Here is a 25,852-nt window from a genome sequence, read left to right on the forward strand (position 1 = left end):
CTCGGTTTTGAATGGCGGCGACGATAGCGGTTTTCGATTCTGCAACCAACACAAATCCCCCGTAGGAGCCGAGCTTGCTCGCGAAGGCGGCGTGTCAGGCGACAACGATATCGAATGATCCACCGCTTTCGCGAGCAAGCTCGGCTCCTACAGAAGAGCAATGACAAATCCCGGGCAAAAAAAAGCCCGATCTCGCCTATGCGTTCAATCGGGCTACAGCACTCAGGAGCAACAAGTGCAAAGGGAGGTTCGATGCGCGTGGAACCTTGAAGGGGTTGCGCCAGGTCACTAGACCATCCAGAGATTATCTGGCGATTAACCTGTCAAGCGACCTGGGACAGTTTGGCGTTGGCCTGATTCAAGCCCTTCTCCTGGAAGTCGCCGCCAAGGTTCATACCTTCGGCGTGGATAAAGGTCACGTCGTTGATACCGATGAAACCCATGACCTGACGCAGGTACGGTTCCTGATGATCCGCCGGGCCGCCGGCGTAGATGCCGCCGCGAGCGGTCAGCACGTAGGCACGCTTGCCGCTGAGCAGGCCTTGCGGGCCGGTTTCGGTGTACTTGAAAGTCACGCCGGCACGCAGCACGTGGTCGAGCCAAGCCTTGAGGGTGCTCGGGATGGCGAAGTTGTACATCGGCGCAGCCATCACCAGCACGTCAGCGGCGAGCAGTTCATCAGTCAATTCATTGGAGCGATCCAGCGACGATTGTTCGCTGGCGTTGCGCTGTTCGGCAGGTTTCATCCAGCCACCCAACAGGTTGGCGTCCAGATGCGGTACCGGGTTCACGGCGAGGTCACGCACGGTGATCTGATCGGCAGGGTGTGCAGCTTTCCACTGGCTGATGAAGGTCTGGGTCAGTTGACGGGACACCGAGTCTTGCTGGCGGGCGCTGCTTTCAATGATCAGAACGCGGGACATGTTGTGTAGCCTCCATCCGAGAATGTTGTAAGTCGATGGAGTGAAGGTTAAACAGAGTTGAATCGATGAAAAAGCGCAAATAATTGCTGCAAAGTATCGAATAATTCGTTTAGATGCTGATACCTACCCTGTAGGAGTGAGCCTGCTCGCGATGGCGTAGTGTCAGGCACCATTAATTTATCTGACACACCGCTATCGCGAGCAAGCTCGCTCCCACAATGGGATCCGGGGTTATTTCGGGACGCAGGTCAGTTTGATGCGCAACTTGATGATCGAGCGGGTGAACTTGGCCGTGGCGTTTTTATGTTTGCCGGCCGGAACATCGATGCTGCGGGTACGCGGCGCCTCGGGGCCGTTGCTGAAGACGGCCTTGCACGTCGCATCGACATCGCCGTAGTTGGCGACCCGAATGGAGCCGATGTCGTTGTCGGTGTCGTAGGTTTCGTAGTCGATCTTCAAACCGTTGAGATCCTTTTCCACGTCGATCGGGTACGCAAACGCCGTCAGCGGCAGCAGCGCCAGCAACACACAACAGAATTTTTTCATTCGGCAGTCTCCATGAGGGATCGCCAGCTTAGGACAAGAGGAGCTATTGATGAAAGCGCCCCGCGTGACCCTGGATCAATGGCGAACATTGCAGGCCGTGGTCGACCATGGCGGATTTGCCCAGGCCGCCGAGGCCCTGCACCGCTCGCAGTCGTCGGTGAGTTACACCGTCGCGCGCATGCAGGATCAGCTCGGCGTGCCGCTGTTGCGCATCGATGGGCGTAAAGCCGTGCTCACCGAAGCCGGCGGCGTGTTGCTGCGCCGTTCGCGGCAATTGGTGAAACAGGCCAGTCAGCTCGAAGACCTTGCCCATCACATGGAGCAAGGCTGGGAAGCGGAAGTGCGGCTGGTGGTCGACGCCGCTTACCCGAGTGCGCGCATCGTGCGCGCACTGACCGCGTTCATGCCGCAGAGCCGTGGTTGCCGCGTGCGTCTGCGTGAAGAAGTGTTGTCGGGTGTGGAAGAAGTTCTGCTTGAAGGCGTAGCCGATCTGGCCATCACCGGCCTGAGCATTCCCGGCCACCTCGGGGCGGAATTGAGCGACGTCGAGTTCATCGCCGTCGCCCACCCCGATCACCCGCTGCACCGGCTCAATCGTGAATTGAGCTTTCAGGATCTGGAAACGCAGATGCAAGTGGTGATCCGCGACTCCGGCCGCCAGCAACCCCGCGATGTCGGCTGGCTCGGCGCTGAACAGCGTTGGACGGTCGGCAGCCTCGCCACCGCCGCGACATTTGTCAGCAGCGGTCTGGGTTTTGCCTGGTTGCCTCGGCACATGATTGAACGAGAACTCAAGGATGGCTCGCTCAAGCTGCTACCGTTGGACAGGGGCGGCACCCGCAACTCCAGCTTCTATCTGTATTCGAACAAAGACAAACCCCTGGGCCCGGCGACGCAAATCCTCATCGAACTACTGCGCACCTTCGATACGTTGCCTTTGGATGCGCCGTACGCCGCCCCTGAACAAGCCTGACACGGAGTCCACCGATGGCGTATTTCGAGCACGAAGGTTGCAACCTGCACTACGAGGAATATGGCCACGGTACGCCGTTGCTGCTGGTTCACGGGCTCGGTTCGAGCACGCTGGACTGGGAAATGCAGATCCCGGCACTCGCCGCGCACTACCGGGTGATCGTTCCGGATGTTCGCGGCCACGGCCGCTCGGACAAACCCCGTGAGCGTTACAGCATCGCCGGTTTCAGTGCCGACCTGATTGCGCTGATCGAACATTTGAACCTCGGCCCGGTGCACTACGCCGGGCTGTCCATGGGCGGCATGATCGGTTTTCAGTTCGCCGTCGATCAACCGCAGCTGCTCAAGAGTCTGACCATCGTCAACAGCGCGCCCGAAGTGAAACTGCGCAGCCGTGATGACTATTGGCAGTGGTTCAAACGCTGGAGCCTGATGCGCGTGCTCAGCCTCGCGACCATCGGCAAAGCCCTCGGCGGCAAACTTTTTCCCAAACCGGAACAGGCCGATCTGCGGCAGAAAATGGCCGAACGCTGGGCAAAAAACGACAAACGTGCTTATCTCGCCAGCTTCGATGCGATTGTCGGTTGGGGCGTTCAGGAACGACTTTCCCGCGTGACCTGTCCAACCCTCATCGTCAGCGCCGACAGTGATTACACACCCGTCGCGCTGAAAGAAACCTATGTAAAACTGCTGCCTGATGCGCGGCTGGTGGTGATCGACGATTCCCGCCACGCCACCCCGCTCGACCAACCGCAACGCTTCAATCAAACGCTGCTGGAGTTTCTCGCCACAGCCGACCTTCAATCTCAGGATCACTGACCCATGCTGAAAAAACTCGCCCTCGCCGCCGGTACCGTGCTGTTTGCCGCCAACCTGATGGCAGCGACGCCAGCCAAGGCGCCACACGTGCTGCTGGACACCACCAACGGCCAGATCGAAATCGAGCTGGATCCGGTCAAGGCGCCAATCAGTACCAAGAACTTCCTTGAGTACGTCGACAGCGGCTTCTACACCAACACCATTTTCCACCGCGTGATTCCGGGCTTCATGGCTCAGGGCGGCGGTTTCACCCAACAAATGCAACAGAAAGACACCAAGGCACCGATCAAGAACGAAGCCAGCAATGGCCTGCACAACGTTCGCGGCACGCTGTCGATGGCGCGCACTTCCAACCCGGATTCGGCCACCAGCCAGTTCTTCATCAACGTGGCTGACAACGCCTTCCTCGACCCGGGCCGTGACGCCGGTTACGCGGTATTCGCCAAAGTGGTCAAGGGCATGGACGTGGTCGACATCATCGTCAACTCGCAGACCACCACCAAAAGCGGCATGCAAAACGTGCCTGTCGACCCTGTGATCATCAAGTCGGCCAAGCGCATCGACTGAGTACTGCAGGGCATATCGAGCGGCGCCGGGCTGATCCCACGCCGCTCACACTGATAAAAGGAGAGCCCGCATTCCGGGCGGTTATCTGATGCTCTATCGCCGTTTTGAACAACTGATCGACATATTCCGCGACGCCCCCACGGCGTCCCCTCCAGACCGTGTCTGGCCCTTCTATGTTTACTACCTCAAACAGGTCTGGCCGAGTTTCGCCGCCCTGCTCGTCGTTGGCCTGTTTGCCGCGCTGATCGAAGTGGCGCTGTTCAGTTACCTGAGCCGCATCATCGACCTGGCCCAAGGCACGCCGAACCCGAATTTCTTCAGCGACCACGCCCTCGAACTGACGTGGATGGTGGTGGTTGCCCTCGTGTTGCGGCCGATCTTTTTCGGCCTGCACGACCTGCTGGTGCATCAGACGCTGAGCCCCGGCATGACCAGCATGATCCGCTGGCAGAACCACAGCTATGTGCTTAAGCAGAGCCTGAATTTCTTCCAGAACGACTTCGCCGGGCGCATCGCCCAACGCATCATGCAGACCGGTAACTCGCTGCGTGATTCTGCGGTGCAAGCGGTGGATGCGCTGTGGCACGTGGTGATTTACGCGATCAGTTCGCTGGTGCTGTTTGCCGAAGCCGACTGGCGTTTGATGATCCCGTTGCTGCTGTGGATTGCCGCCTACATCGGCGCGCTCTACTACTTTGTGCCACGAGTCAAACAACGCTCGGTGGAAGCCTCCGACGCGCGCTCGAAACTGATGGGGCGCATCGTCGACGGCTACACCAACATCGCCACGCTGAAGCTGTTCGCCCACACCAATTTCGAACAGCACTACGCCAAAGAAGCCATCGAAGAGCAGACCGTCAAAGCGCAACTGGCTGGCCGCGTGGTCACCAGCATGGACGTGGCGATCACCACCATGAACGGCTTGCTGATCGTCGGCACCACCGCGTTGGCCCTGTGGTTGTGGACGCAATCGTTGATCACCGTCGGCGCGATTGCTTTGGCGACCGGTCTGGTGATTCGCATCGTCAACATGTCCGGCTGGATCATGTGGGTGGTCACCGGGATTTTCGAAAACATCGGCATGGTGCAGGACGGTCTGCAGACCATCGCACAACCGGTCAGCGTCACCGATCGCGAAGACGCCAAACCGCTGCAAGTAGCCCGTGGCGAAGTGCGTTTCGAGCACGTCGATTTTCACTACGGCAAGAAGCGCGGGATCATCGGCGACCTCAACCTGAACATCAAACCCGGCGAGAAAATCGGTTTGATCGGGCCGTCCGGCGCCGGTAAATCGACCTTGGTCAACCTGCTGCTGCGCCTGTACGACGTCGAGGGCGGGCGCATTCTGATCGACGGGCAGAACATCGCCGACGTCGGTCAGGAAAGCCTGCGTGCGCGCATCGGCATGATCACCCAGGACACCTCGCTGCTGCACCGTTCGATCCGCGACAACTTGTTGTACGGCAAACCGGACGCGACCGATGCCGAGTTGTGGGACGCGGTACACAAGGCGCGCGCCGATGAGTTTATTCCGCTGCTGTCGGACGCCGAGGGCCGTACCGGTTTCGATGCGCACGTCGGCGAGCGTGGGGTGAAGTTGTCCGGTGGTCAGCGTCAGCGCATTGCGATTGCGCGAGTGCTGCTCAAGGACGCGCCGATCCTGATCATGGACGAAGCCACCTCGGCGCTGGACTCGGAAGTCGAAGCGGCGATTCAGGAAAGTCTGGAAACCTTGATGCAGGGCAAAACCGTGATTGCGATCGCGCACCGGCTCTCGACGATTGCGCGGATGGATCGGCTGGTGGTGCTGGAGAACGGCAAGATTGCCGAGAGCGGTACTCATGCTGAGCTGCTCGCGCATCGCGGTTTGTATTCGCGGCTGTGGGCGCACCAGACCGGGGGGTTCGTCGGTATCGACTGATGCACTGAATGATCGTTCCCACGCTCCGCGTGGGAACGCAGCCCGTGACGTTCCGCGTCACTGGACGCGGAGCGTCCCTTGAGGCATTCCCACGCAGAGCGTGGGAACGATCACTGTAGGAGCTGCCGCAGGCTGCGATCTTTGCTTTTTTGCCCCGCTGGAAATCCGTAAAAACCCTGCTGTACTCAGCCAAGGCTTCGGAACGGAGCCTGTCGTAAGTCTGCAAGGACGCACAACTCGATGCAGTCTCGATAGCAGCGCTATCAAGGACTCTTCTCATGTCTCTGTTGAAACGTTCAGCTACGGAGTTGTTGGGTACGTTCTGGTTGGTGTTGGGTGGTTGCGGCAGTGCGGTGATCGCCGCGTCTTCGCCGCTGGGTATCGGCGTGCTGGGGGTGGCCCTGGCGTTTGGTCTGACGGTGCTGACCATGGCGTTCGCCATCGGCCACATCAGCGGATGTCACCTCAACCCGGCCGTGTCGGTCGGTCTGGTCGTCGGCGGTCGATTCCCCGCCAAAGAGTTGCCTGCTTACATCATTGCCCAAGTGCTCGGCGCGATCCTCGCGGCGGCGTTGATCGCTCATATCGCCAGCGGCAAGGAAGGTTTCGATATTGCCTCCGGCCTCGCGTCCAACGGTTATGGCGAGCATTCTCCCGGCAAGTATTCGATGGCGGCAGGGTTTGTCACTGAGCTGGTGATGACCGCGATGTTCGTGATCATCATCCTCGGCGCGACCGACAGACGCGCGCCACCGGGACTGGCACCGATTGCCATCGGCCTCGGCCTGACGCTGATCCACTTGATCTCGATTCCGGTCACCAACACCTCGGTCAACCCGGCGCGCAGTACCGGGCCGGCGCTGATGGTGGGCGGCTGGGCGATTGCGCAGTTGTGGATGTTCTGGGTGGCGCCGCTGATAGGCGCGGTGGTCGGCGGCGGAATCTACCGCTGGCTGGGCAAAGAAGAAACCTGAGCCCAACACAAAACCCTGTAGGAGCAGAGCTTGCTCGCGATAGAGGTGTATCAGTCGATACTTTCGTGACTGGTACACCGCTATCGCGAGCAAGCTCTGCTCCTACATGGGTTCTAGGTTTGGCGGTAGGGCAAGGCTGTTCGGGCTTCTTCGGCATAAGCGAGGACGCCGGCGCGCTCTTGCTCGAGGAAGTCTTTGACCGCCGCTTTCAGCCCCGGATGACGCAAGTAATGCCAAGAATGCGTGATCACCGGCTCAAACCCGCGAATCAATTTGTGCTCCCCCTGAGCACCCGCATCAAACCGCTGAAAGCCATTGGCAATCGCATACTCCATGCCCTGATAAAAACACGTCTCGAAATGCAGCCGATCAAACTCGGCCAGGCAGCCCCAATAACGGCCGTAGAAACTGTCGCCACCGACCAGACTGAAAGCCATCGCCACCGGCCGTGAGCCCTGTTTTGCCAACACCACACGAATCGCTTCGGGCATGCGCTCGGCGAGCAAACTGAAAAACTCCCGCGTCAGATAAGGCGCTTGTCGGCGCACCGCATAGGTATTGGCGTAGCAGGCATAAACGAAATCCCACTGCGCCTCATCCAGCTCACGTCCTTCCAGCCATTCAAACTCAAAACCCTGCCCCGCCACTTGCTCGCGCTCTTTGCGCATCTGCTTGCGCTTGCGCGAGGCGAGCACGTCGAGGAAGTCTTGAAAGTCGCGATAACCCCGATTTTGCCAGTGATACTGACAGCCGATGCGCTGCAACCAGCCGGGTTGCTCGGCCATCGCTGCATCGGTAAACGGGTCAGTGAAGTTGATGTGTGCGCTGGAAAGCTCTTCGATCTCCAGATAACCCGGCAGGCTTTTCAGCAGTTCGAAACCGTCCTCGACATTCGCCGCCAACAAGCGCGGGCCGCTGACCGGGCTGAACGGCACGGCGATCAACAGTTTGGGGTAATAGTCGATACCGGCGCGGGCACAGGCGTCGGCCCAGCCATGATCGAACACGTACTCGCCGTAGGAATGCCACTTGCGGTAACTGGGCAGCGCGGCAATCAGGCGATCATCTTCGATGTGCAGCAAATGCTCCGGCAGCCAACCGGTGTGCGGGCCAACGCTGCCGCTGTCTTCCAGCGCACTGAGAAAGGCATGCCGCAGAAACGGCTGATTCTCGGGCACCAGCGCATCCCAGCTTGCCGGGGCGATTTCTGACAGGTTTTGCAGGCGTTGCAACGGCATCAACGGGCTCTCCACATCGGGGCTTCAAAGCCCGGCGAGTATCGCTTATCGACGTGCTTTGCACACGCTCCTTCGGCCGACACCGCTCTAAATCAATTGTTCCGGCCAAACACCCATCGTCATCATCCTGCCATCACTGTGCCACTGCACTGTCATAAACCATCGCGATACTGGCGCCTGTTTTTAGAGCGTCGGGTTATAGCCCGGCCACTGTTTTCCGACCTTCAACCGTCGGTTGTGTCCAGGATGGTTCAGCCATCCCCTTTCATCTTCGGAGATTGCTATGCGTCTTGCTTCCACGAAAACTGCGGCGGCCCTGTGTGGCGGCCTGTTGCTGGCCATGAGTGTTCCGGCCAGCGCCGCAGTCGACGCCAAACTGCTCGACATGCTTAAAGCCAACGGCTCGATTTCCCAGGCGCAGTACATCGAACTGCAAACCGAACTGGCCAAGGATCAAAAGGCTCAGCAAATCGCGCAGCAGGCGCAGCAAGAGACCAATGAACAAGTCGCGGCTGTCGCGAAGAAGACCAACGAGCAAAGCGCTTTCGATCAGAAACTGGCGTGGGCAGCGAAGACTCAATTCAAGGGCGACGTGCGCATCCGTCAGGAGACCGTCAAGATCGACGGCGAATCCAACAACGGCGGTCGCGACAAGGATCGCCAGCGTATCCGTGCCCGCCTCGGCGCCTACACCGAGATCAACCCGCAAGTCGACACCGGCATCCGCATCGCCACTGGCGGCGGCGATGACGCTCGTTCGACCAACCAGGATCTGGACAACTATTTCGACAAGAAGCAGATCTGGCTCGACCTGGGCTACATCGATTACCACCCCGATCAGATCAAGAACCTGCACGTGATCGGCGGCAAGATGCTGCAACCGTGGGTGAGCATGGGCGACGTGATCTGGGATGGCGACATCAACCCGGAAGGTCTGGCCGTTACTTACAAATACCCACTGGGCAGCACCGCCGAACTGTTCGGCAGCCTGGGCAACTACACCCTCAAGGACAACGTCGATGGCGAAGGCGTGCAGTTCCGTCACGACCTGCGTCTGACCGCCGGCCAGTTGGGTAGCCGTCTGGCGATCACCGACAACCTGAAACTGACCGTCGGCGGCAGCGTTTACGCCTACCAGAACGACGAAGACAGCCGCTGCACCGGCACGTCGACACCGTGCGCGCTGTCGGTCAACGGCAACTCGGCGAACAACGAATTCCGTCTGTATGAAGGGTTCAGCCAACTCGACATCGGCGGTCTGGCTATGCCTCTGTCGTTCTACGGTCAGTACGTGAAAAACAACGACGCCGTGACCGACGCAGACACCGCCTGGCTGATCGGCGCCAAGTCGAAAGTCTTCGGTTTCAACCTCGATTACAACTACCGTGATGTGCAGCGCGACGCCGTGGTGGGGGCCTTCACCGACTCCGACTTCGCCAACGGCACCACCGGCTCGCGTGGCCACAAGTTCAAGGTCGGTTACGACATCGACAAGAACTTCGCCATCGGTGCCACGTACTTCCTGACCAAGGCCGACTTCGCCAGCCGAACTCAGCGTGACGCGGACACCAACACCCTGCAACTGGATGCCGAAGCCAAGTTCTAACCGCGTCAATTTAGCCCGGTGCGGGCGGGACGATCCCCATCATCCGTTCGTTTCACCCGCACTGTGCTACTCCCTTGTAGGAGCTGCCGAAGGCTGCGATCTTTTGATCTTGTTTATCAAGGTCAAAAGATCGCAGCCTTCGGCAGCTCCTACAGGTCTTTGCGGCGTTGTTCGGCGAGGCGTTCGGCCAAGGCGTCCACGCCCTCTTCAGGTTTTTCCGGCATTGCCTTCAACGTCGCCTGCATCAAGCGCATCTGCCGAATAAAGCGGCGGCAATTGGGGCAGAACATCAGGTGATGACGCACCATCAGCTTCTCGCGAAAGCTCAACTGGCCATCGAGATAATCGCTGGAGCGCGCCACTTGTTCTTTACAGGTCAGCATTCGCCGGTCTCCTCAAAATGCTCCACCGTGGCGAAGACTTTCAGCCGCGCCCGATGCAGCAGCACACGGACATTGGAGAGCGAGATCTCCAGAAGATTACAGATCTCTTCCAGCTCCAGACCCTGCCGTTCGCGCAGCAGCAAAACACTGCTTTGCAGCTCCGACAGACTCAGCAGCGTGTGCTCAAGACAGTCGCGCAATTCACCTTCGGTGAGTAGTGCTTCGGGGGTGTCCTGGTGCCAGGCGAACGGGGCGATCAGCCAATGGCCGTCACCGGGGGAGAAGCGGTCGTCGTCAATGCTGCCGTGGGGTGACGGCAAGTCATCCATCAGCACTTCGCGGCGATTTTGCTTGTAGCGGCTTTTGGCCGAGTTGGCGGTGATGGTCAGCAGCCAGGTTTTCAGGCTGGAGCGACCTTCGAAGGTGCCGATATGGCGAACCACGGAGAGCCAGGCATCCTGCACCACTTCTTCGACGTGACGCTGACCGACGATGGCATAGGCCACGGCGCGCATGGCGCTTTGATAGGTGCTGACGAGTTCCTTGAAAGCCTTCTGCTCACCGGCCAGCAGGCGTTCAAGCAGTTGGGTGTCGTCCGTTGCGGCCATTGGCGCCTCTTTTTCGTAGGGTCAAAAGCAAAAGATCGCAGCCTGCGGCAGCTCCTACAAGGATCAGTGCAGGAGCTGCCGAAGGCTACGATCTCTTGGGCGCGATCAACGTTTACGCAGGATCACGCTGCCGATCGAGTAACCGGCACCGAACGAGCTCAGCACGGCCAGCGAACCGGCGGCGAGATCGTCCTGATATTTGTGGAACGCGATGACCGAACCCGCCGAGCTGGTGTTGGCGTAGGTGTCGAGAATCACCGGGGCTTCTTCTTCGGTGGCTTCGCGACCGAGCAGTTTGCGCACGATCAGGTGGTTCATGCTCAGGTTGGCCTGGTGCAGCCAGAAGCGCTTCACGTCGCCGACGTTGAGTTGGTTCTCTTGCAGATGCTCACCGATCAACTCGGCAACCATCGGGCAGACATCCTTGAACACCTTGCGGCCTTCCTGCACGAACAGCTTGTCGCGGGCACCGACGCCCTCTTCTGCTGCGCGGTTAAGGAAGCCGAAATTGTTGCGGATGTTGTTGGAGAACTTGGTCAGCAGTTTGGTGCTGACCACGTCGAACTGGTGCTTGGAGGTGGCGGTGTCAGCACGCTCGATGATCACCGCAGTCGCGGCGTCGCCGAAGATGAAGTGGCTGTCGCGGTCACGGAAGTTCAGGTGACCGGTGCAGACTTCCGGGTTGACCATCAGGATCGCCCGGGCCTGGCCCAGTTGCACGCTGTTGGCTGCGGCCTGAATGCCGAAGGTCGCCGAGGAGCAAGCGACGTTCATGTCGAAACCGAAGCCTTGAATGCCCAGCGCTTCCTGGACTTCGATGGCGATGGCCGGGTAGGCGCGTTGCAGGTTGGAGCAGGCGACGATCACGCCGTCGATGTCAGCGGCGGTTTTGCCGGCGCGTTGCAGGGCCTGTTCGGCCGCGCCGATGGCCATCTGGCAGAGTACCGACCATTCGTCGTTGGAACGCTCGGGCAGACGCGGGGCCATGCGCTGCGGGTCAAGAATGCCGTCCTTGTCCATGACAAAGCGGCTTTTGATGCCCGAGGCTTTTTCGATGAAGGCTGCGCTGGACTCGGTCAGGGCCTGGACTTCGCCGCTGGCGATCGCGTCGGCGTTGTCGGCGTTGAATTGCGCGACGTAAGTATTGAAAGACTGCACCAGCTCTTCGTTGGAGATGCTGTTGGCCGGGGTGTACAGGCCGGTGCCGCTGATGACGACGTTATGCATGGTCGTTTCTCTAATCTGTTCAGGCAGAAAGTGCTGGAACCGTCGTACCAACACACAAAGGGTCTATTCCCATCCGGGGGACGCAAACCTGGCATCGTTTTATTCCGCCACGCGACACGGCCGAAGGCTCTGGGTCGCGAAACCGGCGTTTATGGTCGCGAAGTTTGCCATAAACGCAGGGATTTGGCGCCTTTCTCAAGCACAACACCGCTCCCCCATGTAGGAGTGAGCCCTTGTGGTGAGGGGATTTATCCCCGATGGGTGGCGAAGCCGCCCCAAAACCTGACACCTCGGTTCATTAGTCTTACCGAGTGTGTTGGTTTGGCGACTGCTTCGCAGCCGATCGGGGATGAATCCCCTCGCCACAAGGGATCGGGGGGATTACGCCAGATCAGGGTTCTACCTGGCTCCACTGTTTGCTCAGGCGTTTGTCGGAGATCGGGGTTTTCGTGCCCAACTGCTGGGCGAACAGGGAAACCCGGTATTCCTCCAGCCACCAGCGGTACAGCTCAAGTTGCGGATCGCGTTTGCCTTCCTGTGCATGCTTGGCGGCGCGAGCCTGATATTGCGCCCAGAGACCGGCCAGTTCGCCGCTCCAGACGCGATCCTTCTGCACTTGCGCGCCAAGTTTCTCGAAACGCTGCTCTACCGCTTTCAGGTAACGCGGGATTTCTTTGAGCCACTGCATCGGCGTCTCGCGCACGAACCCCGGATACACCAGGTTACTAATCTGCTGCTTGATGTCATTCAGTGCCACGGCCTGGGCCAGATCAATCTTGCCCTTGAAGCGTTTCTGCAAACCGTGCCACAGCTTGAGAATCTCCAGGGTCAACCGCGCCACACGTTCAGCGTGCTCGGTCCAACCGCCGCGTTTGCGCTCCGCCAACGCCGCCAGACCGGCGCCGTCACGCGGCAACGGGTCTTCGCCTTCGAGAATGCAGCTGTCGAGGCTGGCCAGCAGAATGTCTTCGACCAGCGCATCGACCCGGCCCAAATCACGATAGAGCAAGCCCAACTCAGTCTGCCCCGGCAACTTGCTGCGCAGAAACTTCGCCGGCTCGGCCAGTTGCTGCATCAACAAACGCTGCAACGCACGACGATGCTGGAATTCGGCCTCGGCCGGGGTCGAGAAACGCCCTTCCTTGACCGTGCCGCCCTCTTCCACCAGCGCCGGATACACCGTCATCGACAGCCCGGCGATCTTCTGTTGAGTCTTTTCCGCGACTGGTGCGAAGACTTTCGCCTCTACCGGTTGCTGACTTTTCGCACTCTGCGGCACCGCCAACGCGGCCTGACTGGCCTCGGCAAAACGCGCGGTCAACTCGGCCAGATCACGTCCTTCACCGAGGAATTTGCCTTGGCCGTCGACGATTTCCAGATTCATCCGCAGATGTCCTTCGACGCCCTGCTCGGCTTCTGCCCAGGCTTCATCGCTGACCCGCGCGCCGGTCATGCGCAACAGCTCACGGCCCAGCGCTTGCGGCAACGAACCTTCGGCGAAGGTCATGCGTTGCAACGCAGCCTTGATGAAGTCCGGCACCGGCACGAAGTTCTTGCGCAACGCCTTCGGCAGGTTGCGCACGAGGGCGATGCACTTGGCCTCGATCAGCCCCGGCACCAGCCACTCCAGACGCTCCGGCGGCAGCATCGGCAACAGCGGCGCCGGCACACGCAAGGTCACGCCGTCGCGCGGGTGATTCGGTTCGAAGTGATAGGTCAGCGCCAGTTCCAGATCGCCGATGTGCAGCGTGTCCGGGTAATGCAGCGCAGTGACTTCACTGGCCTCGCGGGCCAGCACGTCTTCTTCGCGCATGATCAACAGCTGCGGATCTTTCTGGCTGTTGACGCGATACCAACTGTCGAAGGTCGCGGTCTGGTGAATCTCCGCTGGCAAGCGTGCGTCGTAGAAGGCGTAGAGGGTTTCTTCGTCGGCAAGAATGTCGCGGCGACGTGCCTTCGCTTCGAGTTCGTCGAGTTGTTCCAGCAGTTGTTTGTTCGCGGTCAGGCACTTGGCTTTCGACTGAATTTCGCCGCGCACCAGACCTTCGCGGATAAACAGCTCGCGGGAAACCACTGGATCCACCGGGCCGTAATGCACGGGGCGACGACCAACCACGATCAACCCGAACAGAGTGATCTGCTCGAACGCCACGACCTGGCCGCGCTTCTTTTCCCAGTGCGGTTCGAAGTGGTTTTTCTTGATCAGGTGCCCGGCCAGCGGTTCGATCCAGTCAGCGTCGATCTTGGCGACCATGCGCGCGTAAAGCTTGGTGGTTTCCACCAGTTCGGCGGTCATCAACCATTGCGGACGCTTCTTGCCGATGCCCGACGACGGATGAATCCAGAAACGTCGCTGCCGCGCGCCGAGGTAATCGCCGTCCTCGGTTTTCTGACCGATCTGGCTGAGCAGACCGACCAGCACGGCTTTGTGCAGCTTCGGATAATCCGCCGGCTCTTTGTTCAGGCTCAACTGCATGTCGCGGCAGATCAAGCTCAACTGGCGATGGGAATCGCGCCACTCGCGCAGACGCAGGTAGTTGAGGAAATTCTTCCGGCACCAGTTGCGCAGCGGACTCGCGGTCAGGGCCTGGCGCTGTTCTTCGAAGCCACGCCAAAGATTCACCAATCCGGCGAAATCCGAGTCGATGCCTTTCCACTGCGCGTGGGCTTGATCTGCAGCTTGCTGACGCTCCGGCGGACGCTCGCGCGGATCCTGAATCGACATGGCACTGGCGACGATCAGTACTTCCTGCAGGCTGCCGAGCTTGGCCGCTTCAAGCAGCATGCGACCCATGCGCGGGTCGACCGGCAGACGCGCCAATTGGCGACCCAGCGGGGTCAACTGGCTGTTGCGATCCACCGCCGAGAGTTCTTGCAGGAGGTTGAAACCGTCGCTGATCGCCTTGCCGTCCGGCGGCTCGATAAACGGGAACGCGGTGATTTCGCCGAGGCGCAGATGCAGCATCTGCAAAATGACCGCGGCGAGGTTGGTGCGCAAAATCTCCGGATCGGTGAATTCCGGACGCCCGAGGAAATCTTCTTCGCTGTACAAACGAATGCAGATACCCGGCTCGACCCGGCCGCAACGACCTTTTCGCTGATTGGCGCTGGCCTGAGAAATCGCCTCGATCGGCAAGCGCTGCACCTTGGCGCGGTAGCTGTAACGGCTGATGCGCGCGGTGCCGCTGTCGATCACGTAACGGATGCCCGGTACGGTCAGCGAAGTCTCGGCGACGTTGGTCGCCAGCACCACGCGACGGCCCGGGTGCGACTGGAAAATCCGCTGCTGCTCGGCCGGCGACAGGCGAGCGTACAGCGGCAGAATTTCAGTGTGTTTGAGTTGGGCTTTGCGCAGCATATCGGCAGCGTCACGAATCTCGCGCTCGCCGGGCAGAAATACCAGCACATCGCCGGGACTGCGGCGTTCGCTGCGTTCGTAAGCGGCGATTTCATCGAGGGTGGCGAGGATCGCCTGATCCACCGTCAGGTCATCCTCGACACGGTTGCCCTCTTCGTCCTGCTCAAGCGTCAGCGGTCGATACCAAGTGTCGACCGGGAAGGTACGGCCGGAGACTTCAACAATCGGTGCATCGTCGAAATGCTTGGAGAAGCGCTCCAGATCGATGGTCGCCGAGGTGATGATGACTTTCAGATCCGGGCGGCGCGGCAGCAGGGTTTTCAGGTAACCGAGCAGGAAGTCGATGTTGAGGCTGCGCTCGTGGGCTTCGTCGACGATGATCGTGTCGTAGCGTTCGAGGTAGCGATCATTCTGGGTTTCCGCGAGCAGGATGCCGTCGGTCATCAGTTTGATCAGGGTGTTGGAATCGCTCTGATCTTCGAAGCGCACCTGATAGCCGACCAAGGAACCGAGCGGCGTGCCGAGCTCTTCGGCAACCCGGCTGGCCACACTGCGTGCTGCAATCCGGCGCGGCTGGGTGTGGCCGATCAAGCCGTGCTGACCGCGACCGATCTCCAGACAGATTTTCGGTAATTGCGTGGTTTTACCCGAACCGGTTTCGCCGGCGATGATCAGCACCTGATGCTTTTCCAGCGCCTTTTTGATTTCGTCGCGCTTGGCGGCGATCGGCAAACTGTCGTCGTAACGAATCACCGGCAGGCTGGCCTTGCGCGCCAGCACCTGATCACTGGACGCCTGCATGCGCGCCACCCACTGGGCCAGTTTGGCCTCATCAGGTTTCTTGCGCAGCTCAAGCAACTGCCGCCGCAGCCGGTGACGGTCGGCGAGCATGGCGTGGTCGAGGTTTTTCAGCAGTTTGTCGATGGAGGGCGATTCGTCGGTCATCGGGTACGCAATTCGGTCGTCTGGTTATGCAAGGACGCGATTGTCGCAGAAATCGGGCAGGGAATGCTCGCGAGGCCACTTCCCTGCCCGTCTTGCTGTGCCGCTGATGATCGTCAGCCGCTAGTTCGCTCAAGCCTTTTCAGGCTAGGTGCCTGTGCCAAAGCAGCCAGACTTTTGAGCGTGCCTTTGCCGGCTGCGCTCCTGACCAGTTCGGATACAAGACGATTGCCCGTCCCGCTCAGCATGAACCCGAAGACATCCAGCGAAGCGTAAAACAAACCCATCGCCATATTTCCAGCAATGAAGTTTTTGATTGCGGTATAGAACGGTATAAACGCTAGTGCGGAACCGATCCACTTGTCGGCTTCGCCATCAATTTCGTCTTGTAGCGACAGCCCCCATGCCGTTTTTTTCAGAGCATCTTCTGGGCCAATCAAATGTCGGGCGACAATTTGAGCGATGTAATGAGTGGTGCGAGTCGAGTACGTGTAATCGCCTGTAGCCGTTGAATCGATTGGCGTCCATGCCCCGACAACATCAGCGCGGTCAAACTCAAGTTCCTCTAGAATAATCCCGTAGCGGGGGCCTGAATCATGCCCCTCATCGGCGTGTGCCAGCGTGTAGACATAATCACTACTGTTGAATGTATAACCTCGCCCGTAATACCCGTTTATATCGGAAGACCCTATGCTGCCGCCCCGCCTCACATAACCCGTTTCAATTTCTACCGGGAGGTCATAATTCTTCTTGATTATTCCAGCACCCGGAATGATTTCGTAATATTCAACGCCCCACCCTCCCGCAACTCGCAATAGAACGCCATGGCGCCACGTCAACTGGGCGACACGTGCCGCATAATTTTCAAAAGCTGAGTGAGCAAACCCGCACTGCAGGGAATAAACAGTAATCTCTCCTGTTTCCAGGTAGCGCCTGTCCTTGAGCGGTAATTGTGACAACAAGGACTTCACCATTGTCATGTACCCGGCCCGCAGATTCTCGACATACGGCGTAAATGCCTGACTAAACAGTGTTCCGATACGAGGAAGAGTGTCCAGTCGATCGGCGTAACCAGACAACGGGTCATTGGCAAAATTCGAGGTAATCTTTTTACCGGGAACCCAGCCCCTCATGTAGATCTCGACCAACGACAATTTTACGTTGGCACCGTGGGACTCTCGGTATCTTGGCTCCTGCTCGTTCACGTAAGTATCGGAAGCAAAAAGACCAATCAACTCCCATTCCGCCAAGGCTTTGCGAGTGGGCATGACCGCACTTGAACTGATAATGCTTTCAGCCTGCTCCCATACCTGTTGATTGTAGATATCGCGTACCTGCTCGATATACGCATCGTACTGCGCATCGGACTTGATGCCGATGACACCATTCATCACCCCCCATTGAATCAAGGTGGAACGCCATGCCTGCTGATCGATCAATGCTTGCTCGTTGGTAATCGGCCGCAACACCGAGACCGACATGACCTGACCAAAACTCATTGCGGCACAGATACCCGGTGTCTGTAGATCCAGACGCAAAGCCGTGGCATTGAACAATGCCCATGCGGTTGAACCAAAGACCAGATCGCCAGGCAGGTCATAAACCGTCAGCGCCGGCGCAATCCCTGCAATCATCAGATACGCTGCCACGGTAGCGACGGGCGGTTCAAAATGGCCGGTCGCCAACAAATATGTTTCGACGTTTTGAATTACCGTTGTAGCGGGTAAACCCCAATTGTCGCTTTGCAACAGTTCATAGTCGGCGATGTAGCCATTAGCATGCATATTCACCAGAATCGCGACCATGCACCACTCACTGGCGCTCTCGACGAAAGTAATGTTTTGAAACCGGGTTTGCAAATACACGCCCAACTGTTCTGCTTCAAACCCGGCTAGCAGCCGATCAATCTTCTGCTGAATAACGCTGTTGCCGTATTCGGTATCCCCGAGGGTCTCAATCAAGTGCTTTAACAGGCCGCGTGTATCATCGGAGCCCGGCCTGGAACTTATCCAGTCTTGTACAGCCGTTTCGATTTCGCTTCTGAGCGCATCGTTTATGTCCAGTACAAAACTCCATGATATGAGCTTAAGGTAATGGTTATTTCCCGTCAGGCGTGGAAGTGGTGTTATCAAAACTTGATACAGATTTTGACCTTGTTCAATGTTCAGGGGAACGAGCCAGCCCTGGCTAAGAATAAATGCTTCCAGGCTAAGGGTACGATCCGCGCCGACCGCCTCATGTTCAATAATGGATGATTCTGGATGTACCGGCATCCGCGCACTCTGCAGGCGCCCAAGTACTTCACTGGATGTCTCCACATTGTGCAATCCATGTTTTCGGTACATCTGTAAAAAGTTTTTCAGATTTTCAGCATTGCCATACAGGCTCAGTTCGCCCACAGAAACATTCATATACGCTAGCCCAGTTAAATTAGTGACAGTCCTCCACCATGGAAGGCATTTACGCAAACTAATCAAACCAGGCGTACTGAGCTACTCACTAACTGTAAGCACGCACTACACAGAACACATCAAACAATAAAAAACAGCCGCACCTGACTTAAGATTCATTCGTTATCGAGGCCTTTACGTCGATAGGGAAAGACATCAATCACTTTTCCTGCCCGAATGGCCTCCTGCAGACTCTTCCAGTAATCGGCGTTATATAACTCGCCGTGTAACTGATCGAATAACTTTCGCTGCCCTGAATCGGCAAACAAGAACGGCGGAAATTCTTCTGGAAACACATCCAGTGGCCCGATCGAATACCACGGTTCGGAAGCCATCTCGTCTTCCGGTGTACGCGGCGCGGGAATGTGTCGGAAGTTGGCCTCAGTCAGGAAGCAAATTTCGTCATAGTCATAAAACACCACACGCCCGTGACGGGTGACGCCAAAGTTCTTCAACAGCATGTCGCCGGGAAAGATGTTCGCCGCCGCCAGTTGTTTGATCGCCAGCCCGTAATCGTCCAGGGCCTCATGCACTTGCGCGTCGTTGGCATTTTCCAGATAAAGGTTGAGCGGGGTCATCCGCCGTTCGGTCCAGCAGTGGCGGATCAGTACGGTGTCGCCCTCAACCGATACCGTCGACGCTGCCACTTCCAGCAACTCCTCAAGGCAGGCTGGATCAAACTTGGTCAGTGGAAAACGGAAATCGGCGAATTCCTGGGTATCGGCCATACGCCCTACCCGGTCGACGCTTTTCACCAGTCGGTACTTCTCGATCACCGTCGCACGGTCGACGTTTTTCGAGGGCGAAAAGCGGTCTTTGATGATTTTGAAAACGGTGTTGAAGCCCGGCAGGGTGAACACGCTCATGACCATGCCACGCACGCCGGGAGCCATGATGAATTGATCGTCGGTATTGGCCAGGTGATTGATCAGCGCGCGATAAAACTCGGATTTGCCGTGTTTGTAAAAGCCGATCGAGGTGTACAGCTCAGCGATGTGTTTGCCGGGCAAAATGCGCCGCAGGAAGCCAATAAACTCCGCCGGCACCGGCACATCGACCATGAAGTACGAACGGGTGAAGGAGAAGATGATCGACACGTCGGCTTCGTCAGTGATCAACGCATCGATCTGAATCCCGCGCCCTTCGCGGTGCAGCAGCGGAATCACCAGCGGCCATTGTTCGTCGCGGGTGTAGATGCGCCCGACCAGGTACGCGCCCTTGTTGCGGTACAGCACCGAGGAAAATAGCTCGACGCTAAGCTCCGGATCCTTGCACACCCAGTCCGGCAGGTTCTCACGCAGTTGCGCTTCGAGGCGCTGCAGGTCACCCGGTAAATCGGCGTAATCCTCGCTGAAACGGTAATCGGCAAAAATGCTCGCGAGCATGCCCGACAGCTGCCCTTGCGGTTTGTAGGTGCGGGTTTGCGCGGCGCGGGCACGGCGCAGGCTCGGGCGCGTGGTGTGAATGAACATGCAGCCATCGCTGATCAGGTCATGGCTGAACAGCCCGCAGAAAATCGAGTTGTACCAGGTCTCGGACAGTTCATCGTCGAAGCGCAGGTCGATAACGCTGATATAGGCGCTTTTCACCAGCGGCCAGCAGCTGACGTTCATCAGCGTGTCGTCGTCGAAATGCTCGCGCAGGCGGGCGATTGTCTCGCCGACCTTTTCCTCGTAGAGGTTGATCCGCGCTGCCGACGCCGTTTGCGTCTCCTGCCAGCGTGCTTGCTCGAAACGCTCGCGCGCGCCGTCAGTGATCCGCCGGAAATGCTCGCGGTAATCGTCAAAGCCATCGAGGATCATGCGGGCGATGTCGGTGGCTGGCCATTGCTGCGGCATAAATGAGACCTCGGCGTACGTTTGGAAATCTGTGCCTGAGCTTAGCCACGGTTGCGGGCACAGGTGAAGTGCAATTTCGGCCAAATGCCGTTCCGGTTGTTACCGCGTACGGTTTTCTGCGTGTAAGCAGCGGCTGCGGGAAATTAAATGTCCGATTAGCGGTTGCCATGATCCGGGGCCTCGGCAACACTCTCGTCCCGATCAAGGAAGGAGCCCCGCCGTGAGCCCTGTCGATATTTTCCGTATGTTGTCGCTGGCAGCCATCTGGGGCGCGAGTTTCCTGTTCATGCGCGTGATTGCGCCCGTGATCGGGACGATTCCGACCGCGTTTTTTCGCGTATCGATCGCTGCCGTCGGTCTGCTGGTGATCCTCGGTTTGATGCGTATCAGCTGGGATTTCAAAGGCAAACTGAAAACCGTGATGCTGCTCGGCGTGATCAACTCGGGGATTCCGGCGACGCTGTACTCGGTTGCCGCGCAAGTGCTGCCGGCCGGTTACTCGGCGATTTTCAACGCCACCACGCCGTTGATGGGCGTGTTGATTGGCGGATTGTTCTTCAGTGAAAGATTGACCGTCGCCAAGTTGAGCGGCGTCTTCCTCGGACTGTTTGGGGTTGGCGTGCTGACGCGCGCAGGGCCGGTGGCATTCGATCTGGAATTGTTGATGGGCGCCGTCGCCTGCCTGTTGGCGACCACTTGTTATGGCTTTGCCGGGTTTCTTGCGCGGCGCTGGCTGGATCAGGCTGGCGGACTGGACAGTCGATTATCGGCACTGGGCAGCATGCTCGGCGCGACATTGTTCCTGCTGCCGCTGTTTGGCTACAGCGTGGTGACCCAGCCACCCGTGAGTTGGGGCGGCTGGCATGTCTGGCTGTCGCTGCTCGGTCTGGGTCTGGGTTGCACGGCGTTTGCGTACATCATTTATTTCCGACTGCTCAGCTCGATCGGCCCGGTGAAATCGATGACCGTGACCTTCATGATTCCGCCGTTTGGCGTGTTGTGGGGGGCGTTGCTGCTGGATGAGCCGCTGTCGATGGCGCACATTTATGGCGGCGTGCTGATTGCGGCGGCGTTGTGGCTGGTGCTGAAGCCTGCGGTGGTAAAGCCCGTCGAGGTGTCAGCGCGTTGATGTTGTGGCGTTGCTGAATAAGTCTTCGCGAGCAAGCCCGCTCCCACATTTGGAATGCGATCCCTTGTGGGAGCGGACTTGCTCGCGAAGGCGGCCGCGCAGTCACCGCCTATTTATTGATTAACTGGTTTTACGAAACACAAAAGCCAATCCAACAATGATCAGCAACATCCCCAACACGCTCAACGGCGCCAGCTGATTACCGAAAATCAGGTAATCCATCACCGCCGTCACTGCCGGCACCAGATAAAACAGGCTGGTGACGTTCACCAGATTGCCCTGCGCAATCAGCCGATACAGCAACAGCGTCGCCAGCACCGACACCACCAGCCCCATCCACAACACCGGCAGGAAAAAACCTGCGCTGTGTTCAAAATGAAACGGCTGGAACGGCACAAAAATCCCGCACAGCAACAGCCCGGCGAGGTACTGCACCGGCAACGTGCCGAGGGGATTTTCGGTGATGCGCTTCTGCATGATCGAACCGAGCGTCATGCTCGCGAGCGCCAGCAAACCGAAGAGCATTCCCGCCCAGGACATGCCGGCCAGACCGATGCCCTGATAAACCACCATGATCAGCCCGGCCAGCCCCAGCGCCAGGCCGAACAAGCGGCTCGCTGAGCGCTGCCGTTCCATCAGCACCACGGTGAGGATCGGCTGCACACCCATGATCGTGGCCATCACGCCGGGTGTGACTTTGGTGTTCAGGGCCAGCAGATAGAAAATCTGATAAGCCCCCAACAACACCACGCCCGTGGCAATCGCATACAGGATCGGCTTGCCGCCCTCGGGCAACTTCAACTTGAGCAACGGCGTCAGAAGTACCAGCCCGCACAAGGCAATCGCAAAACGTATCAGCAGAAAGGCAAAGGGTGACGCGTGCGCCAAACCCCATTTGGAGAAGATCGCCCCGCTGCTCCACAGCAGAACGAACAGGCTCGTGGACGCCGCCGCGAGCGCGGATTTTTTCGAAAGGACAAACATGAATACCACCTGTAGTCAGGCAAATAGCCAACTCAGCCGAGGCTGAAATTCAGTAGGTTTTTTCAGGCGGGCACGGGGGGCAGCAAAAACGCTGATCAGCCCGAAACGCCAACGCCCGGCGGTGATACGACTGCGCACACCGGCGTGCTACTGACAGGTGGGGGGTAATGACTGATCTGCCTTGGCTGCTGATTCCCGCACGGCACGACGCCAGCGTTGACCGCTGAATCGACTACCGCGTTGATGAGGGATGCAGGCATTGGGGCTGATCTTTTTGAAGGGTTGAGAAGTGAGCCGTGCGACTCACGAGCGCCGACTATAACCAGCGCGTGACATGGATTGCAATGACTTGGGCGAATGGCCGCTAGCGACAGGTGGATTGGAGGCGCATAGGCTGAATTGCAATGGCAGCACCCATCCATGGAGGACAAGGAATGCACGGAATCACATGCCAAGGGAACGGACATCTTTGCGATATCAGTTGTATCGGTCAGAAGCCAGAAAGCAGGCCACTTTCGTCACCGCCCGTTTACAGCTTCAATCGGGGCAAAATGAATCGACTCTCTCAGATTTATCAAAAGTTCGTTTCGAACCGATCAATTGGCAAGCAGTGGAAGCGTCACGACTTTGGAAAGATCAGCACTTCGCGTGGTGTGAAGTCGTTGAATGGAAATCCCGGGAACCCTTGTCTCTCGACATAGCGATCTGGCACGAAGAGCAGCTTTGCGGACTGTGCTTTGCAAATCCAAACGCCAGCAGGAAAAGAATACGAATTGTGCGTCTGGAAGGACGCCCTAGAGAAAAACACCCGTTGAAAAACCGTGTCGGTGCATTGGCGTTGATCGCAATCGAACAATATGCCCAATTTCTTAGAAGCAATATTCTCGAAATCCAGGAGCCTCTGAAGGGTGCGGTTTCACAGTATCAAAAACTCGGCTTTGACTTCGATTCTCAGGGCCGCCTTGTAAAAAACCTGGAGAACCGAGTATCGTGAAAACTGTTCAAATAACGGTCAATAGTGGTGGAAACATGAGTAAATCCGAAAAAAAGGCTCCCACCAGAAAGGGATCGCTCCCCCGCAGCAGAAAATCTGGAAAGGTGCTTCTGACTGCAAGCCAATACCGGCTTCTGAAATTACTGGAAACCGATACTGACACAGAAGAGCCGAGTGTACTCGCAGCAGGTCGCCTGTAAGTTTCCCAATAAAAAACCGCTCCCAAAGAGCGGTTTTTTCATTTCAATCCCAGCCTCAGCCAAACAACCAATACCCCAACAACGTCAACACCACCACCGCCAATACCGGTCGTGCCACGCGGTAGGCCTTGGGATTACGGCGCTTCCACTGTTTCACAACGCCGCTGAATTTGTCGCTGAAGTTCTTGCTCCACGCGTAAGCCTGGTTGATCCCTCCCACGCGTTCATCATCGAGGTTCTGCGGCGCAGTCGCGCGGCCGAGCCAGGCGCTGATCGAACGGTTAATGCGAGTCATGAAGCGGTTTTTCAGCGGACGTTCGACGTCGCAGAACAGAATGACGCGGGTTTGCTCGGTTTCGTTTTTAACCCAGTGCACGTAGGTCTCATCGAACATCACGTCTTCACCGTCGCGCCAGGCGTAAACCTGGCCGTCGACGAAGATCCGGCAATCGTCAGAGTTAGGCGTCGACAAGCCGAGGTGATAACGCAGAGAGCCGGCAAATGGATCGCGGTGCGGGTTGAGGTGACTACCGCCCGGTAGCAACGCAAACATCGCGCCTTTTACATTCGGAATCGCACTGACCAGCGCCACGGTTTTCGGGCAAAGTGTTTCGGCCGAAGGCAGCGGTTTGTTGTACCACTTGAGGTAGAAACGCTTCCAGCCTTTCTTGAAGAACGAACCGAAACCGGCATCGTTGTTCTTCTCGGCGGCGCGAATATAGCCCTCGTCGAACAGGTGCATCGCTTCGTCGCGGATGGTTTCCCAGTTGTCGCGCAACACGTCCAGCTCTGGAAACTTGCTGCGATCCAGATACGGCTTCGACGGCACGCCAGAGAACATGTACATCAAGGCGTTGTACGGAGCGAACAGCGCCGAATGGTTGACGAACTGACGCAGTACCGGCAAACGCGCCTTGCCGCGCAAATGCACATAGAGCGTGCTGCCGAGAAACAGCAACAGCACAAACGCCTTGGCGGCAAACGAAACGGTCATCCACAACTCCTTGATAAAAAACGACGCTGCGATGCCATTTACCCGGCATGGCAGCCGGCCATGATAAACACTACCGGCGTCGGGAAAAACCCGTGCATTCCAAGATTCAGTGTTAAGCAATGCGCAATAAAGCGCTTATTAACATAACGATCCTGAACCTTGGCTGACCTGAATCAATCCAGATTACTGCTGATTCTCCTGCTCGGTGAACAGGTCGCTGAACAACATGCTCGACAGATAACGCTCGCCCGAGTCCGGCAGGATCACGACGATGGTCTTGCCCTGCATTTCCGGGGTCTCCGCCAGACGCACGGCAACCGCCATCGCTGCACCGCAGGAGATCCCGCACAAGATTCCTTCTTCCTGCATCAAACGCAGGGCCATGGCTTTCGATTCTTCGTCAGTCACCAACTCAACCCGATCTACCATCGACAGATCGAGGTTTTTCGGCACAAAACCGGCGCCGATCCCCTGAATCTTGTGCGGGCTCGGCTTGATCTCTTCACCGGCCAGCGCTTGCGTGATCACCGGTGAGGACACCGGCTCCACGGCCACGGAGAGAATCGGTTTGCCCTGGGTATTCTTGATATACCGCGAAACACCGGTGATGGTTCCGCCGGTTCCGACGCCGGCCACCAATACGTCGACAGCACCGTCGGTGTCGTTCCAGATTTCCGGGCCGGTGGTTTTTTCATGAATGGCCGGGTTGGCCGGGTTATCGAACTGCGCAGGCATGAAGTATTTGTCGGCATCACTGGCCACGATTTCAGCGGCTTTTTCGATCGCGCCTTTCATGCCCTTGGCCGGTTCGGTCAACACCAGTTCAGCACCCAATGCTTTGAGCACCTTACGGCGCTCGATGCTCATCGAGGCCGGCATGGTCAGCATCAATTTGTAACCGCGAGCGGCGGCGACGAAGGCCAGGCCTATGCCAGTGTTGCCCGACGTCGGCTCGACGATGGTCATGCCGGGCTTGAGTTTGCCGCTGCTTTCGGCGTCCCAGATCATGTTGGCGCCGATCCGGCATTTCACCGAATAACCGGGGTTGCGCCCCTCGATCTTGGCCAGAATGGTCACGCCACGCGGCGCAATACGGTTGATCTGCACCAGCGGCGTGTTGCCGATGGAATGGGCATTGTCAGCAAAAATACGGCTCATGGCTGGGTCCTTATGCAGCAT

Annotated in this window: 20 protein-coding genes; 8 read left to right on the forward strand and 12 right to left on the reverse strand. The window is 58.1% G+C overall.

Annotated features, from left to right (window positions below; all coding sequences use genetic code 11):
- Positions 1 to 323: 323 nt before the first annotated feature.
- Positions 324 to 923, reverse strand: coding sequence for an FMN-dependent NADH-azoreductase (locus GVL50_RS18325; protein WP_053118168.1), 600 nt, complete (start codon positions 921 to 923; stop codon positions 324 to 326).
- A 231-nt stretch (positions 924 to 1,154) separates the two neighbouring features.
- The gene (locus GVL50_RS18330) at positions 1,155 to 1,469 is read right to left on the reverse strand and encodes a hypothetical protein (RefSeq protein ID WP_053118166.1); all 315 of its coding nucleotides are present in this window, start codon (positions 1,467 to 1,469) and stop codon (positions 1,155 to 1,157) included.
- Positions 1,470 to 1,518: 49 nt separating this feature from the next.
- On the opposite strand from GVL50_RS18330, the gene GVL50_RS18335 reads away from it, so the two are divergent.
- The 5 genes from GVL50_RS18335 to aqpZ all read left to right on the forward strand — a co-directional run bounded on the left by GVL50_RS18335 (position 1,519) and on the right by aqpZ (position 6,722).
- Positions 1,519 to 2,442 (forward strand): LysR family transcriptional regulator, encoded by a 924-nt coding sequence (locus GVL50_RS18335; protein ID WP_008086429.1) that lies wholly within the window; start codon positions 1,519 to 1,521, stop codon positions 2,440 to 2,442.
- A 14-nt stretch (positions 2,443 to 2,456) separates the two neighbouring features.
- On the forward strand, positions 2,457 to 3,260 hold the full coding sequence (locus tag GVL50_RS18340) for an alpha/beta fold hydrolase (RefSeq protein WP_159814653.1): 804 nt from the start codon (positions 2,457 to 2,459) through the stop codon (positions 3,258 to 3,260).
- Between the two features lie 3 nt (positions 3,261 to 3,263).
- Complete coding sequence (locus tag GVL50_RS18345) at positions 3,264 to 3,827, forward strand: peptidylprolyl isomerase (RefSeq protein ID WP_053118162.1); 564 nt, start codon at positions 3,264 to 3,266, stop codon at positions 3,825 to 3,827.
- A gap of 88 nt (positions 3,828 to 3,915) precedes the next feature.
- Positions 3,916 to 5,748: an ABC transporter ATP-binding protein gene (locus GVL50_RS18350; RefSeq protein WP_053118159.1), complete on the forward strand. Its 1,833-nt coding sequence runs from the start codon at positions 3,916 to 3,918 to the stop codon at positions 5,746 to 5,748.
- Positions 5,749 to 6,026: 278 nt separating this feature from the next.
- On the forward strand, positions 6,027 to 6,722 hold the full coding sequence (gene aqpZ, locus GVL50_RS18355) for an aquaporin Z (protein WP_053118157.1): 696 nt from the start codon (positions 6,027 to 6,029) through the stop codon (positions 6,720 to 6,722).
- 113 nt (positions 6,723 to 6,835) lie between these two features.
- On the opposite strand, the gene GVL50_RS18360 is transcribed toward aqpZ, so the two are convergent.
- Positions 6,836 to 7,960: a GNAT family N-acetyltransferase gene (locus tag GVL50_RS18360; RefSeq protein WP_159814654.1), complete on the reverse strand. Its 1,125-nt coding sequence runs from the start codon at positions 7,958 to 7,960 to the stop codon at positions 6,836 to 6,838.
- Positions 7,961 to 8,243: 283 nt separating this feature from the next.
- Here GVL50_RS18360 and GVL50_RS18365 point away from each other — a divergent pair, with 283 nt between their 5' ends.
- Positions 8,244 to 9,566, forward strand: a complete 1,323-nt coding sequence (locus GVL50_RS18365) for a putative porin (RefSeq protein WP_053118153.1) — start codon at positions 8,244 to 8,246, stop codon at positions 9,564 to 9,566.
- A gap of 149 nt (positions 9,567 to 9,715) precedes the next feature.
- Here the strand turns inward: GVL50_RS18365 and GVL50_RS18370 are convergent, their stop codons facing one another.
- The 6 genes from GVL50_RS18370 to aceK form a co-directional block, all read right to left on the reverse strand.
- Positions 9,716 to 9,949 carry an anti-sigma factor gene (locus GVL50_RS18370; protein ID WP_159814655.1) on the reverse strand — a complete coding sequence of 78 codons (234 nt, stop codon included), beginning with the start codon at positions 9,947 to 9,949 and terminating at the stop codon, positions 9,716 to 9,718.
- On the reverse strand, positions 9,943 to 10,557 hold the full coding sequence (locus GVL50_RS18375; RefSeq protein ID WP_053118150.1) for an RNA polymerase sigma factor: 615 nt from the start codon (positions 10,555 to 10,557) through the stop codon (positions 9,943 to 9,945). Before GVL50_RS18375 ends, GVL50_RS18370 begins: the two co-directional genes overlap by 7 nt.
- Positions 10,558 to 10,662: 105 nt before the next feature.
- A complete protein-coding gene (locus GVL50_RS18380) occupies positions 10,663 to 11,784 on the reverse strand; it encodes a beta-ketoacyl-ACP synthase III (protein ID WP_141127922.1) in 1,122 nt (373 codons plus the stop codon).
- Between the two features lie 391 nt (positions 11,785 to 12,175).
- Complete coding sequence (gene hrpA / locus GVL50_RS18385; protein ID WP_159814656.1) at positions 12,176 to 16,087, reverse strand: ATP-dependent RNA helicase HrpA; 3,912 nt, start codon at positions 16,085 to 16,087, stop codon at positions 12,176 to 12,178.
- A 113-nt stretch (positions 16,088 to 16,200) separates the two neighbouring features.
- Positions 16,201 to 18,495, reverse strand: a complete 2,295-nt coding sequence (locus GVL50_RS18390; protein WP_159814657.1) for a hypothetical protein — start codon at positions 18,493 to 18,495, stop codon at positions 16,201 to 16,203.
- Positions 18,496 to 18,650: 155 nt separating this feature from the next.
- The gene (gene aceK, locus GVL50_RS18395) at positions 18,651 to 20,372 is read right to left on the reverse strand and encodes a bifunctional isocitrate dehydrogenase kinase/phosphatase (protein WP_159814658.1); all 1,722 of its coding nucleotides are present in this window, start codon (positions 20,370 to 20,372) and stop codon (positions 18,651 to 18,653) included.
- 220 nt (positions 20,373 to 20,592) lie between these two features.
- Between aceK and GVL50_RS18400 the strand changes: the two genes are divergently transcribed.
- On the forward strand, positions 20,593 to 21,501 hold the full coding sequence (locus tag GVL50_RS18400; protein ID WP_159814659.1) for a DMT family transporter: 909 nt from the start codon (positions 20,593 to 20,595) through the stop codon (positions 21,499 to 21,501).
- Between the two features lie 120 nt (positions 21,502 to 21,621).
- Here GVL50_RS18400 and GVL50_RS18405 read toward each other — a convergent pair whose 3' ends face one another.
- Positions 21,622 to 22,485, reverse strand: a complete 864-nt coding sequence (locus GVL50_RS18405) for a DMT family transporter (RefSeq protein ID WP_159814660.1) — start codon at positions 22,483 to 22,485, stop codon at positions 21,622 to 21,624.
- A 469-nt stretch (positions 22,486 to 22,954) separates the two neighbouring features.
- Between GVL50_RS18405 and GVL50_RS18410 the strand changes: the two genes are divergently transcribed.
- On the forward strand, positions 22,955 to 23,479 hold the full coding sequence (locus tag GVL50_RS18410; RefSeq protein ID WP_306109865.1) for a hypothetical protein: 525 nt from the start codon (positions 22,955 to 22,957) through the stop codon (positions 23,477 to 23,479).
- 255 nt (positions 23,480 to 23,734) lie between these two features.
- Here GVL50_RS18410 and GVL50_RS18415 read toward each other — a convergent pair whose 3' ends face one another.
- On the reverse strand, positions 23,735 to 24,673 hold the full coding sequence (locus GVL50_RS18415) for an aspartyl/asparaginyl beta-hydroxylase domain-containing protein (RefSeq protein ID WP_159814662.1): 939 nt from the start codon (positions 24,671 to 24,673) through the stop codon (positions 23,735 to 23,737).
- A 183-nt stretch (positions 24,674 to 24,856) separates the two neighbouring features.
- Positions 24,857 to 25,831, reverse strand: a complete 975-nt coding sequence (cysK, locus tag GVL50_RS18420; RefSeq protein ID WP_159814663.1) for a cysteine synthase A — start codon at positions 25,829 to 25,831, stop codon at positions 24,857 to 24,859.
- Positions 25,832 to 25,852: the final 21 nt, after the last annotated feature.

The organism is Pseudomonas sp. 18058 (assembly GCF_902706155.1).
Lineage (GTDB): Bacteria > Pseudomonadota > Gammaproteobacteria > Pseudomonadales > Pseudomonadaceae > Aquipseudomonas > Aquipseudomonas rustica.

Coding starts and splice junctions, on each gene's coding strand:
- GVL50_RS18360 (WP_159814654.1), bottom strand. CDS start 7,960: ATGCCGTTGCAACGCCTGCAAAACCTGTCAGAAATCGCCCCGGCAAGC.
- GVL50_RS18325 (WP_053118168.1), bottom strand. CDS start 923: ATGTCCCGCGTTCTGATCATTGAAAGCAGCGCCCGCCAGCAAGACTCG.
- GVL50_RS18365 (WP_053118153.1), top strand. CDS start 8,244: ATGCGTCTTGCTTCCACGAAAACTGCGGCGGCCCTGTGTGGCGGCCTG.
- GVL50_RS18405 (WP_159814660.1), bottom strand. CDS start 22,485: ATGTTTGTCCTTTCGAAAAAATCCGCGCTCGCGGCGGCGTCCACGAGC.
- GVL50_RS18370 (WP_159814655.1), bottom strand. CDS start 9,949: ATGCTGACCTGTAAAGAACAAGTGGCGCGCTCCAGCGATTATCTCGAT.
- GVL50_RS18415 (WP_159814662.1), bottom strand. CDS start 24,673: ATGACCGTTTCGTTTGCCGCCAAGGCGTTTGTGCTGTTGCTGTTTCTC.
- GVL50_RS18390 (WP_159814657.1), bottom strand. CDS start 18,495: ATGAATGTTTCTGTGGGCGAACTGAGCCTGTATGGCAATGCTGAAAAT.
- GVL50_RS18350 (WP_053118159.1), top strand. CDS start 3,916: ATGCTCTATCGCCGTTTTGAACAACTGATCGACATATTCCGCGACGCC.
- GVL50_RS18335 (WP_008086429.1), top strand. CDS start 1,519: ATGAAAGCGCCCCGCGTGACCCTGGATCAATGGCGAACATTGCAGGCC.
- GVL50_RS18380 (WP_141127922.1), bottom strand. CDS start 11,784: ATGCATAACGTCGTCATCAGCGGCACCGGCCTGTACACCCCGGCCAAC.
- GVL50_RS18375 (WP_053118150.1), bottom strand. CDS start 10,557: ATGGCCGCAACGGACGACACCCAACTGCTTGAACGCCTGCTGGCCGGT.
- aqpZ (WP_053118157.1), top strand. CDS start 6,027: ATGTCTCTGTTGAAACGTTCAGCTACGGAGTTGTTGGGTACGTTCTGG.
- hrpA (WP_159814656.1), bottom strand. CDS start 16,087: ATGACCGACGAATCGCCCTCCATCGACAAACTGCTGAAAAACCTCGAC.
- aceK (WP_159814658.1), bottom strand. CDS start 20,372: ATGCCGCAGCAATGGCCAGCCACCGACATCGCCCGCATGATCCTCGAT.
- cysK (WP_159814663.1), bottom strand. CDS start 25,831: ATGAGCCGTATTTTTGCTGACAATGCCCATTCCATCGGCAACACGCCG.
- GVL50_RS18345 (WP_053118162.1), top strand. CDS start 3,264: ATGCTGAAAAAACTCGCCCTCGCCGCCGGTACCGTGCTGTTTGCCGCC.
- GVL50_RS18340 (WP_159814653.1), top strand. CDS start 2,457: ATGGCGTATTTCGAGCACGAAGGTTGCAACCTGCACTACGAGGAATAT.
- GVL50_RS18330 (WP_053118166.1), bottom strand. CDS start 1,469: ATGAAAAAATTCTGTTGTGTGTTGCTGGCGCTGCTGCCGCTGACGGCG.